The 13,298-nt window shown below is 53.8% G+C and carries 14 protein-coding genes and 1 pseudogene; 8 read left to right on the top strand and 7 right to left on the bottom strand.

Annotation, left to right across the window (positions count from 1 at the left end):
• Positions 1 to 12: 12 nt before the first annotated feature.
• Genes K1Y77_RS03875 through K1Y77_RS03865 form a run of 3 tightly spaced genes read right to left on the bottom strand, consistent with a single transcriptional unit; the run spans position 13 to position 2,613 of the window.
• A complete protein-coding gene (locus K1Y77_RS03875) occupies positions 13 to 558 on the bottom strand; it encodes a GDYXXLXY domain-containing protein (RefSeq protein ID WP_264430428.1) in 546 nt (181 codons plus the stop codon).
• On the bottom strand, positions 548 to 1,642 hold the full coding sequence (locus K1Y77_RS03870) for a DUF4401 domain-containing protein (protein WP_264430427.1): 1,095 nt from the start codon (positions 1,640 to 1,642) through the stop codon (positions 548 to 550). Before K1Y77_RS03870 ends, K1Y77_RS03875 begins: the two co-directional genes overlap by 11 nt.
• Positions 1,639 to 2,613, bottom strand: coding sequence for a DUF2157 domain-containing protein (locus K1Y77_RS03865; protein ID WP_264430425.1), 975 nt, complete (start codon positions 2,611 to 2,613; stop codon positions 1,639 to 1,641). Before K1Y77_RS03865 ends, K1Y77_RS03870 begins: the two co-directional genes overlap by 4 nt.
• 255 nt (positions 2,614 to 2,868) lie before the next feature.
• Here K1Y77_RS03865 and K1Y77_RS03860 point away from each other — a divergent pair, with 255 nt between their 5' ends.
• The 5 genes from K1Y77_RS03860 (at position 2,869) to K1Y77_RS03840 (ending at position 7,624) form a co-directional block, all read left to right on the top strand.
• Entirely contained in the window at positions 2,869 to 3,570 is a 702-nt protein-coding gene (locus tag K1Y77_RS03860) for a response regulator transcription factor (protein ID WP_030069824.1), read from the top strand.
• Between the two features lie 3 nt (positions 3,571 to 3,573).
• Positions 3,574 to 5,064 carry a sensor histidine kinase gene (locus K1Y77_RS03855; RefSeq protein ID WP_264430423.1) on the top strand — a complete coding sequence of 497 codons (1,491 nt, stop codon included), beginning with the start codon at positions 3,574 to 3,576 and terminating at the stop codon, positions 5,062 to 5,064.
• Positions 5,065 to 5,157: 93 nt separating this feature from the next.
• Positions 5,158 to 6,174 (top strand): protein-methionine-sulfoxide reductase catalytic subunit MsrP, encoded by a 1,017-nt coding sequence (msrP, locus tag K1Y77_RS03850; protein ID WP_030069820.1) that lies wholly within the window; start codon positions 5,158 to 5,160, stop codon positions 6,172 to 6,174.
• Positions 6,174 to 6,791 carry a protein-methionine-sulfoxide reductase heme-binding subunit MsrQ gene (msrQ, locus tag K1Y77_RS03845; RefSeq protein WP_264430420.1) on the top strand — a complete coding sequence of 206 codons (618 nt, stop codon included), beginning with the start codon at positions 6,174 to 6,176 and terminating at the stop codon, positions 6,789 to 6,791. The genes msrP and msrQ overlap by 1 nt, the downstream gene beginning before the upstream one ends.
• Positions 6,792 to 6,883: 92 nt before the next feature.
• The gene (locus K1Y77_RS03840) at positions 6,884 to 7,624 is read left to right on the top strand and encodes a hypothetical protein (protein ID WP_030069817.1); all 741 of its coding nucleotides are present in this window, start codon (positions 6,884 to 6,886) and stop codon (positions 7,622 to 7,624) included.
• A gap of 82 nt (positions 7,625 to 7,706) precedes the next feature.
• On the opposite strand, the pseudogene K1Y77_RS03835 reads toward K1Y77_RS03840, so the two are convergent.
• Positions 7,707 to 8,396, bottom strand: a pseudogene (locus K1Y77_RS03835) (potassium channel family protein).
• Between the two features lie 96 nt (positions 8,397 to 8,492).
• On the bottom strand, positions 8,493 to 9,521 hold the full coding sequence (locus K1Y77_RS03830) for an SO_0444 family Cu/Zn efflux transporter (protein WP_264018738.1): 1,029 nt from the start codon (positions 9,519 to 9,521) through the stop codon (positions 8,493 to 8,495).
• A 73-nt stretch (positions 9,522 to 9,594) separates the two neighbouring features.
• Between K1Y77_RS03830 and K1Y77_RS03825 the strand changes: the two genes are divergently transcribed.
• On the top strand, positions 9,595 to 10,038 hold the full coding sequence (locus K1Y77_RS03825) for a MerR family transcriptional regulator (RefSeq protein ID WP_030069810.1): 444 nt from the start codon (positions 9,595 to 9,597) through the stop codon (positions 10,036 to 10,038).
• Between the two features lie 88 nt (positions 10,039 to 10,126).
• Positions 10,127 to 10,654: a hypothetical protein gene (locus K1Y77_RS03820; RefSeq protein WP_264430418.1), complete on the top strand. Its 528-nt coding sequence runs from the start codon at positions 10,127 to 10,129 to the stop codon at positions 10,652 to 10,654.
• Between the two features lie 30 nt (positions 10,655 to 10,684).
• Here the strand turns inward: K1Y77_RS03820 and K1Y77_RS03815 are convergent, their stop codons facing one another.
• Together K1Y77_RS03815 and K1Y77_RS03810 are read right to left on the bottom strand one after the other, a co-directional pair.
• A complete protein-coding gene (locus tag K1Y77_RS03815) occupies positions 10,685 to 11,476 on the bottom strand; it encodes a PhzF family phenazine biosynthesis protein (protein WP_264430417.1) in 792 nt (263 codons plus the stop codon).
• Between the two features lie 78 nt (positions 11,477 to 11,554).
• A complete protein-coding gene (locus K1Y77_RS03810; RefSeq protein ID WP_264430415.1) occupies positions 11,555 to 12,754 on the bottom strand; it encodes a multidrug effflux MFS transporter in 1,200 nt (399 codons plus the stop codon).
• Between the two features lie 224 nt (positions 12,755 to 12,978).
• Here K1Y77_RS03810 and K1Y77_RS03805 point away from each other — a divergent pair, with 224 nt between their 5' ends.
• The gene (locus K1Y77_RS03805; RefSeq protein ID WP_030069802.1) at positions 12,979 to 13,275 is read left to right on the top strand and encodes a DUF1330 domain-containing protein; all 297 of its coding nucleotides are present in this window, start codon (positions 12,979 to 12,981) and stop codon (positions 13,273 to 13,275) included.
• Positions 13,276 to 13,298: the final 23 nt, after the last annotated feature.

Raw genomic sequence — 13,298 nt, 5'->3', positions numbered from 1 at the left:
CCAATACAGGTCTCACCTTTCCATCTCTCCTAAGCGATTTAGCGACTCATCATACAGTGCTACTAACAGCAGCTCGCCGTGATCGTTGGCTCGGAACTGACCGTAGCAGGCGGACTCAAAACGATCGGCGTGCCCTTCTTGGAAAAAAAACGCATCCGTAGCAAAACGTACATCTCCATGACGCAATCGATAGCGTAAACGCCTTTCGTCATCGCCTAGCGGCGAGCCATCATCCAAACGCTGGAAGTGGGCAATGGAGAATTCATCCAAACGAACTACCACGCTGTCATTGGCTGCCGTTTGTATAGGATTTTCAGCCACCTCTTTGTGGCGGTCAATTGCGCGCTGCACGCGAATACGATTAGCCAACGCAAAGCTGAGCGCCATGTAGTCGCCCTGCATTAACGAGCGCGGATCAACGGGGGCAAGCTCCAAATAAACAATCTCACCTTCAGCTAAGTGATGCTCTTTTTGCCAAATGGCCCAGTTAACCACTGCTAGCACAACAGCAGTGGCAACAATGACTATCCAGCGGTTTCGCTTAACGCTACTGCTCATTAGCATCTCCTAGCGGCGCAGGCTTATGCACTGTTAGCCATCGGTTTAGCAACCAATGCTTCAATATCCAGCGGATGATTAACAGAAACGCCCCCATTGCCAGCAACATGAGTGATTTCACCAACAGCGTCACGTCCAACCAATAGTAATAACTGCTAATCGCCATCAGTAACAGCAACACACCGCTTCCCATCAGCGGTCGATGGCCTATCGCAAACCCGAGCAGTAGCACCGACACTCCAGCGCCAAGCCCTGGCACATAAACAGTCACCACCGCGACTAGCGCAACCGCGACATAAATCGCCAGGCGTTGTGCAATGGCAGGCTGAGAATGCTGACAAAATGCCTGATGAATAACGCTCACCAAGGCCAACGCCACCAACGCAGTGCCCAGCCAGCTGGCGAGCCATGGGCCGAGCCAGAGAGCGTCTGAATCGTAGATCCAGTTAAATTGGTTAGCGTACGCCAACCCCTGAAGCACCAACAGTCCCACTAACAGGCCAGCCCCCCATGCCTGAACAGCGCCTATGTGCCTAGGCCAACGATACTCATTCAACCAGAGCAGTGTCAGCACCAGCACCACTAAGCCAATCGCCACCGGTGCCAACCCATTGGTCGCCAGCGCCAACGTCAACGCTAAACTTGCTAAAAACGCCGACATACTGCGGTGAACTTGGCTAGGCATAATCAACGCCATCGCGCACTGTAGCGCCAGCAAACCCCACCATAGAGTTGCAGAAACGCCCCACATCTCGACCGCTGGCCAAGCCACTAATAATTGCCCAGCTAAACTAAACGCCAGCGCCATGTGTTCCAACACATCGCTTCGCGCTGCGCACAGTAGTGCAAATGCCCCGCCAATCAACAGGCTGCCTGCAATAAGGGAAGCCCCTGTGCTTTCCAGTACAAACACTACTGCCGTGGCAATAAAGCCCAACAGAAATAGCGCTGCTAACCAGCCGGAAAACGCCTGCAGAACCCTCACAAACCAGGGTGATTCCAGCGGCGTTGTTGATGAAGTCTCATTTAGTGAAATGCCAGCCCGAGTTAATCGCTGCGTTAACGTACTCCTAGGCTGACTCATAACGCCTCCTCAGCGTTTAAGCGTTTTAACCACGCCACCGCTGCCGCCCCCATGGCAAAGACAGCGCCTGCCAGCAATAGAAAGCTGCCTTCACTCCACTGGCTTTCCCATAGTACGTAACGTGCGAGCAGCCATATAACTACCGCAATCACCGATACGCAGCCACCGGCCAACATAAAAAGCTCAAGCCGCCACTGGCGATAAACGCCATATAGCACTGCCAACCAAACGGGGTATATCGCCACAATCGGTGTCAATGAATGCGTTTCCCCGCTCACCCACGCCATCATCAATAACGTCAGCGGCACGCCGCTACCCAGCGCCAGCAAGCAAATCGCCCAGCGGCCTGACCATTTACGCCGCTGCACGCCCCACTCCCACAATGTTTGTGCCACTAAGTTGATAAGCGCCAGCCCCCATAAGCCGGCGTTATCAGTAAAGAACACACTGCCTAAAATACCGCCCCAGGTGCTGCTATATAGCCACACTGATAGGTTTAAAAGCCCTAGCCACGCCACCCAAAGTGGATCAAAACGTGCTATCCACACCAGCGGCAAGGTAAGCAGCGCCCAGATGAAAAACAACTGCCATGGGTCAGCACCGGTTTGGTAAACCTGGCCCACCAGCGCTAGTAGTACTCCTATCAATAGAAACGCCGCGGTTAACGCCACGCGAAAAAGCATTACGCTTGTGCTGCCCCACACCGCGACGCCTGCCGCCAACACCAATGCGGCCTGCACTAATGCAAAGCGTGGCAGGCGGCCCATGTCCGACCAATTGAAAGCCACGAAGAACAGCACCGCGCAGGCCAGCGCCAAGCTACCCAGCCACAGCAGCAGTCGATCAATCAATAGCGCCCAAGCGTGGGGCGACGGATGCAGTTCTGCCACTTTAACCGCTAACGGCACTTGTTCAGGAGGTATCACCCCCTGCCCAATCAACGACATGAGTTTACGGCGTGTAGTCGTCATGGGCGCTCTCCTTGCTGAAACACACTTATTGAAATAAGGGGAGGCGTTAATGCAGACATCGCCCTATCGTTAGAGTCCCCGTGACACATTTGTGAACTTTGCGCGATACACTCTATATCACCCCGTGACACCCCCGTAATGGTGTACATCGAAGATAGTCTCGAATCTTCCGAACAATGAGTAGGAAAATATCACGAGTACCCAAGCGCCTAGAGCCATAAGGCGAAAGCACAAAAGAAGATAATGCGACTACCTATGACACGAAACGTATTGATTATTGAAGATAACCCGGGTATTGGTGAGCTCGTCCGCATGCATGTGGCCGAGCTTGGCATGAACCCTATTCTTTGCGAGCGCGGTGATTCCGGGCTTGCGCGTTTTCGTGAAGGGGGAATCGACCTTGTGGTTCTCGACCTGATGCTGCCCGGCCTGGACGGGCTGTCAATTTGCCGCGAAATCCGCGCTGGCCCAGGTTACGTTCCGGTACTGATGCTAACCGCTAAAAGTACGGAGCTGGATCGGGTTCTAGGCCTGGAAATGGGGGCGGATGATTACCTCACCAAGCCCTTCAGTGTGGCTGAACTATCGGCAAGGGTGAAAGCCTTGTTCCGACGCGTAGATGCCATGGCATCTTCCTCAGCCGCGGAACCCAGCCAGCAAGAATTAATCACCGATAGGCTGCGCATTGACCCGCTGCGTCGGCGGGTATTTATAAAAGACCAGCCTGTTGAACTCACTGCCCGAGAATTTGACCTGTTATGGCACTTTGCCACGCATCCCGGGCGGGTATTTAGCCGTGCCCAACTGCTTGATACCGTGTGGGGCTACAGCCACGAAGGTTACGAACATACCGTCAATACCCATATCAATCGCTTACGGGGCAAGATCGAAGCGGACCCCGCTGCCCCGGCGTTTATCCAAACCGTTTGGGGGGTGGGCTATCGCTTCCGCGAATAAGTTATGCTGAAAACACTCTATACTCGGCTAGCCTTAGGCTTATTTCTGTTATTGCTCGCCGTCGGCCTGCTATATACCTTCATCAGCCTCTATTCGCTGCGCGAATACAATGCTTCGGTCAATCAAGCGTTACACCAGAATCTAGCCAAAAATCTAGTATCAGACAGAAATCTGGTCAGCAACGGGCAACTTGATAGTAGCGCTCTAGAAGAACTATTCGCACTGTACATGGCAATTAATCCCAGCATCGAGATCTACCTGCTAGGGCTGGATGGCACCATCCTGTCTTATTCAGCAGACCCAGCGAAGATTAAACGCAAGCAAGTCTCGATGGCTCCCATACGCAGGCTAGTGGATGACATGAGCCTTTATCCGATACTTGGTGATGACCCCCGCAGTCACGATCGGCAGAAAGTCTTTTCCGTTACCCCGGTGCCAACAGCAGACAACCCCGAAGGGTACCTCTATGTCGTTTTACGGGGTGAAGAGTACGACACGGCGGAAACCATGGCCCGTGGTGGCAAACTACTGGAAATGAGCGCCTGGGCGTTGCTAGTCAGCCTAACGGTGACGATGCTCGCAGGGCTGACTATTTTCCGCCTGCTGACTCGCCGCCTGAGATCATTAACACGCCGAGTGGAAGCGTTTGAAAACAGCGACATGAGCCAGCCCCGGCTCGATAGCAGATGGCACGACAAACAGTCCGTGGTGCGCGATGAGATCGATTATTTGGACGCTACCTTCGACGACATGGCCCATCGAATTGCCACCCAGATCGAACAGCTGACAGAAAAGGATACCCAACGCCGTCGCTTGATCGCCCAAGTATCCCACGACCTGCGAACCCCGCTTGCCTCCATGCAAGGCTATATCGAAAGCCTGAAATTAAGGCGTGATCGTCTCAGCCCCCAAGAACAGGATCGCTTTCTCGACATTGCCCTCAAAGAAGGCCGTCGGTTAAGCCGCTTAGTGGATGAGCTCTTCGAGCTTGCCGCCCTTGAGGCAAGAGAGAAACAGCCAGTACCTGAACCCTTCCCGCTAGCAGAACTGGTACATGACGTAGTGCAGAAGCACGATCAAACTGCAAGAGATAACCAATTAGCGCTAACGTTGAGCGGTAATCCAGCGTTACCCAGAGCCTACGCCGATCTTGCTATGACCGAACGCGTACTCGACAACTTGATCAGCAACGCCATTGCCTACAGCCCCGCTGGCGGCAACATCGACGTTGTGCTTAGTCAAACGGACGGCAAACCACAGGTTTGCGTACAAGACAGCGGCTCAGGCATCTCGGAACAGGACCTGCCGCATATCTTTGACCCGTTTTATCGTGGTGAGACCTCTGATGGCGCTGGCCATGCAGGATTAGGGCTGGCCATTGCACGCAGAATCATGACGCTTCAGGGCGGTGATATCAGTGTCGAGAACCTGGACACTGGCGGTGCATCCTTCTGCATACGGTTACCCACCGCCCCTCGCACTCTAACGTTATAAATACGTAATAACCTAGAGAGCTGGTTGTGATAAATCTGGTGCAAACTGGCTAGAGTCATCACACCCCTTCCCCATAGCGAGTGGAGACACCACATGCTTATAAAGATTGCCAAACCGAGTGATTTACACGAATCCGATGTAACACCGGAATCTATTTACCTCTCCCGACGGCGCTTTATGGGCGGCATGGCGGGTCTAGGCGCGGGGCTTGCCCTCTCCGGCCACGTCCGCGCCAACGAAGATTATTCTGATGTGCCGGAAGGCGATGCTCCAGTCTGGCTGAGGGAGAAAATTAGCAACACCCAGTGGCGAGCTATCACCCCAAACGACCCTGATAAAGATAAAATCGCCCCTTTTGACGATGCCAGCGGCTACAACAACTTTTTTGAGTTTGGCACCGATAAACGCGACCCTGCCCGCCATGCAGGCAGCCTGGAAACCCAGCCATGGAGCGTGGTAGTCGACGGTGAAGTGAATAACGGCGGGCGCTTTGCCCTAGAAGACTTCGCTAAGCCTTCGCAGTTTGAAGAGCGTATTTACCGTTTGCGCTGCGTAGAGGCGTGGTCAATGGTGATTCCCTGGCTTGGCATCCCCCTTGCGGAGGTAATTCGACGTGCCGACCCCACCAGCAAAGCCAAGTACGTGCGCTTTGAAACCCTAGTCGACCCAGAGCAGATGCGTGGCCAACGCTCTTCATTCTCGATCATCGATTGGCCTTACGTGGAAGGTTTGCGCTTAGATGAGGCCATGAATCCGCTGACACTGCTCGCCATGGGCATGTATGGCCGTGAATTGCCCAACCAGAACGGCGCGCCCTTGCGGCTGGTAGTGCCTTGGAAATATGGCTTCAAGAGCATTAAATCCATTGTGCGTATCTCACTGGTGGAAGAGCAGCCGGTCAACTCCTGGCAGCAAATCGCCGCTGATGAGTACGGCTTTTATGCCAATGTTAACCCAGAAGTTGACCATCCGCGTTGGAGCCAAGCCACCGAGCGACGTCTACCCAACAGCCTGTTTAATTCTAATACCATTGATACGCAGATGTTTAACGGCTATGCCGACGAGGTCGCCGAGCTCTATGCTGGCATGGATTTAAGGAAGTACTACTAATGGCAGCACCACGGGTATGGTTACTGTGGCGGATAGGCGTTTTCCTGGCGGCGCTCGCGCCGCTGGTGTTCTGGGGCTGTCAGGTAGCCAGTAACGCCGCTGGCCCCGAGCCAGGGAATTACCTGCTGCTGAACATCGGCATTGGCGGGCTATGTATGCTGCTCCTCACGCTGAGTCTTACGCCGCTCACTAAGTTCACCCGCTGGAAAGGCTTTGCATTGATCCGCCGTCAACTTGGTCTGTGGACACTCGCCTATGCCACCCTGCATATGCTCAGCTACGCGCTGTTTATTCTGGGGCTTAACTGGGCACTACTAGGTAGCGAGTTGATCAAACGGCCCTATATCATTGTTGGCATGATCGCACTGATCGGCCTTGCCGTATTAGGTGCTACCTCTAACCGCTGGTCAATTCGCCGCTTAGGCAAACGCTGGAAACCGCTACACAAATTTTCTTATGTCATTTTAGGCTTGGTGTTACTGCACTTTTTCTGGGTAGTACGTGCCGACATGCAAGAGTGGGCCATGTATGCCGCCATTGCCGCATTAGTCATGGCAACCCGCCTGCCGCCCGTCGCTCGCACACTACCAAAACTGCGCTACCGATTGAGTCGGTGAACATATCTCGGTAAAAGTTAAACGGCACGGCTAACATTAAGACACTCTCATTAGGACACTCTCATTAGGACACTCTCATTAGGACAATGACGATGCCCAACGCCCGCTTACTTATTGCCTCAGTTGGCTTTATGGCTGCTGGCTTCGCCGCCAACACCCACGCACAAGACGACTCTTGGCGTTTCCAGCTAACCCCCTATGTGTGGATGACAGCGCTGGCTGGCGATGTCCGGCCACTCTCCAACGCCCCAACCATCAGCACCTCACGCTCTTTTAGTGATGTATTGAGTGACCTAGAAGGTGCTTTTTTTATGGCCGGTAGCGCCCGTAAAGACCGCTGGGTTTTGTTTGGAGATATTACCTGGGCATCACTGAGCCATGAGAGCACGTTGCAGCCCGGCGTTGCGATAGAAGGCAACCTACGTCAGCGTTCGATAACCGCAGCAGCAGGCTATCAAGTGCTCAACACCCCGACCCAATACCTAGATCTATTAGCGGGTGCACGGGCTTGGCGAATAGAAGCTGACGTGAGCGTGCCCGCCTTAGGCATTAGCGCCAGTCACACGGAACGCTGGGTCGATCCACTTTTAGCCGCCCGGCTGCGCTCAACGTGGACACCTAAGTGGTCAACGTTAGTGCATGTTGATGGGGGCGGCTTCGGCATAGATGCCAGTAGCACATGGCAAGCGGTCGCCACGGCGAACTACCAGGTAAATGATGCTTTTCACCTTTCAGCAGGCTTTCGGCACTTAGCAGTAGACCGCGATGAAAACGGCACCCGCGTTGATGTGTCGATGAGTGGCCCACTACTAGGCGCAACCTGGATGTTTTAGTAACACGTTTTCCACGACATGACGCCCCGCTCGTCGTGGGAATAGCACCTAAAAGCCTCAGCGGATGACTTCCCACCGGAGACTAGCGATTTTTCTGAAACGCATCACTTAATACCGCCGCCAAAATCCCCGTGGGCATCGCGATAATCCCGATGCCCGCCACCGACGTTAATCCCGCAAAAAACTTACCTAACCCAGTGATAGGAACCATATCGCCATACCCCACCGTCGTCAGCGTAGTAACACTCCACCACAGCACACGGAGCACGCTGCCAAACACTTCCGTGTTGGGCAGGGGCTTCTGCTAAATACAGGCAGAAAGAGGAAAGTAACAGCAATAGCATCACTAGACCCGCACTCAACACAGCTCATGAGAACGAGATTTCAGCGCCTCTGCCAGCGCTACCCAAGCCTGGCTGAATCGGCCTAAACGGGTTAGTCGCAACATTAGCGCCAAACGCAACATACGTAGTAACAAGCCGTTGTTTTGAACCATAAACCCCAGGAAATACGGCAAAATCGCCAGTAAATCCACCATGGCCCAAAACGAAAATACATAGCGCAACCGGCCTTTTATCCCGCGGTAACGAGGATCTTCACCGACAACATACAGACGCAGTAAATACTCGCCGATAAAGATCACCACAAACACGGTTTCTAGGGTAGGAAAAAGGCGAGGTGAAAGCGCCCGCAGCATTGGCTCCGTTTCCAAAATAGCCACCAGCGATGCCAGCAAAATCAGTACGCAGACGACTCTATTAATGGTCGACAACCCCTGCCGCAGGTGCGTTTCTAAGGCTAACTACCGGTAAAGCTCAGCTCTATTTATGATCATTTCTTCAAAAGACTTATTAGTGAATGCAGCGATCTAAAACCCGAACAACCGCTTACGAACAGGGCGAATAGCAAATACTACCAGTGCTGCTAAGGCCAGCCATTCTAGCCACACCGGCAGCAGCTCCTGAACTTGGCTCGCCTGTTGAACGGGGTCCCACCCTGTCATCGCCAGTCCTTGATCAAACACCCAACCGATCAACACCGTCACCAGCAGAATGCTGACGAGATAAACCGCTAACGCTTGGCTGCCAAACTCACGCCGCAGAATAGCCAGGGTGGCTAGGCTCGTTACAGGGCCAGCAAGCAGAAAGACTAACGCCATTCCTGGTGAAATGCCCGCCAATAGTAAACCTGCAGCAACGGGGGTGGCTGCGGTAGCACAGATATACAAAGGAATGCCGATGACCGCCATAAGGAGTAGCGCCCACAAACCACCTGAAAATCCCACCAGGGTTTCTGGCGGCACAAAGGTCACCAGCACCCCTGCTAGCAATAAACCGGCAAACATCCAGCGACTGATATCATCCAATAAATCACTGAAGGCATACTTCAACCCTGCGATCACCCCCGTCGAATCAGAGGCATGTGCGTTGGCGCTGTCAGCGTCACAGCCTTTTGATGCACAGCAGCTGCTAACAGGGGTGTTTTTCGGCAGCGCTGTTTGGCCGGTAAAGCCCACTAAAATACCCGTCACTATCGCGGTTACCAACGCTCCCAGCACCCGAGCAAGCGCCATTAGGGGGCCTAACAGCACACTGGTGATGAGCATTGAATCTACCCCCACGCCTGGGGTGCTGATCAAAAAAGACGTGGTTGGCCCACGGCCCGCCCCGCCCCGATGCAGCGCCAGCGCGGTAGGAATCGCCCCACACGAACACAGCGGCAACGGCATCCCAATCACCGCCGCTCGGGTAATACTTCCCAGCCCACGCCCACCCATCCAACGCTGTAATAGGTGTTCTGGCATCAACGCCTTAATCAGCCCCGCAATCACCAACCCCAGTAACAGCCAAGGGGCAGCGGTTAAGGCAATACTCAACAGCTCGTTGATCAGCTTCATCGTCAGTTACCTGCTTGTTAACTATCAAAGTAACGACTAGCCTAAACCCTGTCATCGTTACAGGGTCAAGCCGATGAAACGCCACTATCGTATTGGGGAAGTTGCCAGCCGAACCGGATGCTCGCCGGAAAGCATTCGCCATTATGAAAAGTTGGGATTACTGGCACCGCCACAGCGGGGAGAACAAGGCTATCGATTGTATGATCAGGCCGCGCTAGAACGCATTGGCTTCATTCGCCATGGTCGTAGCCTAGGGTTAGACCTGCACAGCATTCAGGAATTGCTAGCGCTTTCCGACAACCCTGATACCGACTGCACCGCCGCCGATGATATCGCCAGCCGCCACCTAGAACACTTAGAAGAGCGTATCGCCGCTTTACAAGCCCTGGCAGGCGAACTGCGCCAAGTGGTTCACCAATGCCGAGGCGGAAAAACTGCCAACTGCCAGATCATTCAAACGCTATATGACCACCAACCCGCCTGCACTGAACGGGGATGTGGGGCAGTGAAAGCATAAGGGCTTACCTGGCAACATACCCCACAACATCGAATTTCGCGCAGCCGTCGGCTACGGTTATATCAGCATCGTAAAAAAGGAATGCCGCATGATTGAGACAAGGGAAGAACTCGACGCTATTAAAAAGTCATGCTATTCGATGGTGACCAAAAGCGCGGGAATCTCGGCGGGCACCGCCGTCATTCCTATACCTGGGCTAGATATCGGTTCAGACGTAGCTATCTTAATGCGCATAATTCCCAAAATTAACGCTCAGTTTGGGTTGTCGCCTGAACAAATCGAAAGCCTGGATACCGAAACCAAACTCTTTGTGATGACCGCCATTTCCAATACGGGAAGCAAGTTAGCCGGAAAATACATCACCAAGAAAATAATTATAACGCTGCTGAACAAGATGGGCGTTAAGGTCGCCGCCAAAGGGGTTACTAAGTTTGTTCCCTTCATTGGCAGCGCCGTGGCTGGCACTATTAGCTTTACTGCCATGAAGTACATGGGCAACAGCCATATTGAGGATTGTTACAAGATTGCCTTGGCTATCCTGGAAAACAAGCAGCTACCTCCCGTCCATGAACCTGCGACCTTTATACCAGCCGACGACCCCGCTAATCCCCATTAGCAAATGACCGACGACGCCTACCCTGCCACGTCACTGTGGTGGCAGCGTAATCAACCCTTTCAAGTAAGGCGCAACGCGGCCTTTGATAATGACGCGGTCGCCTTCTATCTCGCAGCTCAGCGCACCTTTGCGGGCACCACCCTGGCGTGCGGTAAGCTGCTGCTTACCCAGCCGTTTCGCCCAATAAGGCGCAAGCGAGGTATGCGCCGAGCCAGTAACAGGGTCTTCTTCCACACCTACTTTGGGGCCGAACCAGCGGGAGACAACGTCTACATCGCGACCTTTAGCAGTAACGACAATGCCGCGGCCTGGAAGGCGCTTCAATTGCTGCATATCCGGCGTTAGCGATTCAATCAACTGCGCATCGTTAACCACCACCACGATATCGTCAGATATCAGCAGTTCTTCGATCTCGTTAATCCCTAGCGCTGCCTTTACCTCAGCTTCCATCGTGAAGGGTTCGACGACCTTTGCGGGAAAATCCATTGCCAGTTCATCGCCGTCACGCTGCACTAAAAGCTGGCCGCTGCGGGTCTCGAACTGCAGCAGTTCAGCACTATCGCCCAGCATATTAAAAATCACCCACGCCGCCGCCAGCGTGGCATGACCACACAAATCCACTTCTACCGCAGGGGTAAACCAGCGCAGCTGATAGCCAGATTCAGTCGGCACAAAAAAGGCGGTTTCAGAGAGATTGTTCTCTGTGGCTATCGCCTGCAATACCCCATCATCTAGCCACGTTTCCAACGGACAAACCGCCGCTGGGTTACCTTCAAACGGCTTAGAGGCAAACGCATCGACTTGGTAAAGTTCTATATTCATTACAGCCAGCCTTTTCTAACGTCATGGTCATTATGTTTTGGATAACACGAGGCGTTTACCAAGGGCGCGCCGCCTGACCTAGGGCGCCTCAGTAGTGGCACGCCCTTTAATAATAGAACGGGCAAGCATCACATACGCCACCAGCCCACAGGCGGCCATGGCTAGAATGACCGCTTCAAGCGTATGCGGCAACATAGCGGACAGTGCGCTGAGCAGCCCGGCGACCCCGAACTGGGCAGCACCCAAAAGCGCTGCGGCCGTGCCGCCACTGGTGGGAAAGTACTCCAAAAAGCAGGCCTGGATATTCGGTGAGATCGCCCCTATCGAGCCGATGGTCAGCATCATAGCGGGTAGGAAAGCGTACAGCGGCCACTCCATAAAGGCAGCCATCACCAGCAGCAGTATGCCGACCCCCTGACAGCCCGTTGCCAACTGCAGAATACGCAGCGACGGCAACCTGGAAAGCAGGATTCGATTGAGAATATTGAAGATAAGCATCGCGACGATATTCGCGGCAAACAGCATCGAAAACGCCGAAGGCGACTGGCCGAAATGCCCCTGATAAATAAATGAGGCATAGGTGATAAACATCATCAGAGTAGAAAATGAGGCAGCCTGCCAAACGATGAACGGCAGAGCCGGCTTTGTCGACAGAACCAATTTATAACGCGCCAGCAAGCTCATCTTAGGGCTTTTCATGCGAGACACCTTGCCCGTACCGGTAAAGAGTACCCGTACCAGCAATGGCACCAGCAGCAACGCGTAGACCGCCAAGGCGAAAAAGATAGTGTGCCAGGAGCCTAGCGTCAGAATCACGCTGCCTACGCTTGGCGCAATACCTGGCGCCAGTACCATGATAAAGCCCATCATCGAAAACAGTTTCGCGGCATCACGGCCCGCCACCCGGTCACGCACCAGCGCCGGTACAGATACCAGGGTAAAACCAGCCCCAAGGGCCTGCACTGCACGCCCCCAGAGCAGCGTATTTAAGGAATCCGCCATACCAATCACAATGCTTGAGAGCGCAAAAATCGCCAGCCCACTCATCAACACCCGCTGGCGCCCGAAACGGTCTGAAAGCGCACCGCCGATTAACTGACCAAACGCCATCGCGAAGACATACACCGAAACACTCAGTGACACCGCCTGCTGAGAAACCCCCAGTGATTCACCGATAATCGGAAAGGCTGGCAGGTACGTATCCATGGAAAACGGGCCCAGCATCATGGTCATTGCCAAGCTCAGCACCACAATGAAAGGCGTTTTAGATTGAGTCATAGAAGCTCATGGTAAAGGGGCCATAATGATGGACAACATCCAAAGCATCATACCGACAGATGCTATCAAGGCAATCGAATAGGTAAGTGGCTTGCTAGCGGGGCTTTAGGAGTAAGACTGCGGGGGTAAGGCTTTGAGAGCAAGGTTTTGAGAGCAAGTGGACAGCCCCTGACCAATAAAAGGTATGATTGCATAGCGCATTTTATACCAACGAGGAGAACCGCATGCCCGCCTACATCGTACTGACCCGTGAGCACACCCACGATAACGAAGAAATGAAACGCTACAGCGAAAAGGCCAAAGCCGCCCGTGAAGGCCACGACCCACAACCGCTCGCCTTCTATGGTGAGTTTGAGGTGCTCGAAGGTAGCGCCATGGAAGGTGCGGTGATTCTACGCTTCCCCGATATGGCCGCCGCCCGCGCCTGGTACGAAAGCCCCGCCTATCAGGAAGCCCGTAAGCACCGTTTCCAGGGTGCCGATTACCGCGTCTTTTTGGTAGATGGTATCGAAAAGGCCTAAGGATTATTCGGCTCAGCCCTCTC

This window comes from Halomonas qaidamensis, assembly GCF_025917315.1.
GTDB lineage: Bacteria > Pseudomonadota > Gammaproteobacteria > Pseudomonadales > Halomonadaceae > Vreelandella > Vreelandella qaidamensis.
Note: the sequence above shows the minus strand (reverse complement) of the source record. Positions and strands in the feature narration are given on the sequence as shown.

Coding starts and splice junctions, on each gene's coding strand:
- K1Y77_RS03865 (WP_264430425.1), bottom strand. CDS start 2,613: ATGACGACTACACGCCGTAAACTCATGTCGTTGATTGGGCAGGGGGTG.
- msrQ (WP_264430420.1), top strand. CDS start 6,174: ATGGCAGCACCACGGGTATGGTTACTGTGGCGGATAGGCGTTTTCCTG.
- K1Y77_RS03860 (WP_030069824.1), top strand. CDS start 2,869: ATGACACGAAACGTATTGATTATTGAAGATAACCCGGGTATTGGTGAG.
- K1Y77_RS03840 (WP_030069817.1), top strand. CDS start 6,884: ATGCCCAACGCCCGCTTACTTATTGCCTCAGTTGGCTTTATGGCTGCT.
- K1Y77_RS03870 (WP_264430427.1), bottom strand. CDS start 1,642: ATGAGTCAGCCTAGGAGTACGTTAACGCAGCGATTAACTCGGGCTGGC.
- K1Y77_RS03820 (WP_264430418.1), top strand. CDS start 10,127: ATGATTGAGACAAGGGAAGAACTCGACGCTATTAAAAAGTCATGCTAT.
- K1Y77_RS03805 (WP_030069802.1), top strand. CDS start 12,979: ATGCCCGCCTACATCGTACTGACCCGTGAGCACACCCACGATAACGAA.
- K1Y77_RS03825 (WP_030069810.1), top strand. CDS start 9,595: ATGAAACGCCACTATCGTATTGGGGAAGTTGCCAGCCGAACCGGATGC.
- K1Y77_RS03855 (WP_264430423.1), top strand. CDS start 3,574: ATGCTGAAAACACTCTATACTCGGCTAGCCTTAGGCTTATTTCTGTTA.
- K1Y77_RS03875 (WP_264430428.1), bottom strand. CDS start 558: ATGAGCAGTAGCGTTAAGCGAAACCGCTGGATAGTCATTGTTGCCACT.
- K1Y77_RS03810 (WP_264430415.1), bottom strand. CDS start 12,754: ATGACTCAATCTAAAACGCCTTTCATTGTGGTGCTGAGCTTGGCAATG.
- K1Y77_RS03815 (WP_264430417.1), bottom strand. CDS start 11,476: ATGAATATAGAACTTTACCAAGTCGATGCGTTTGCCTCTAAGCCGTTT.
- msrP (WP_030069820.1), top strand. CDS start 5,158: ATGCTTATAAAGATTGCCAAACCGAGTGATTTACACGAATCCGATGTA.
- K1Y77_RS03830 (WP_264018738.1), bottom strand. CDS start 9,521: ATGAAGCTGATCAACGAGCTGTTGAGTATTGCCTTAACCGCTGCCCCT.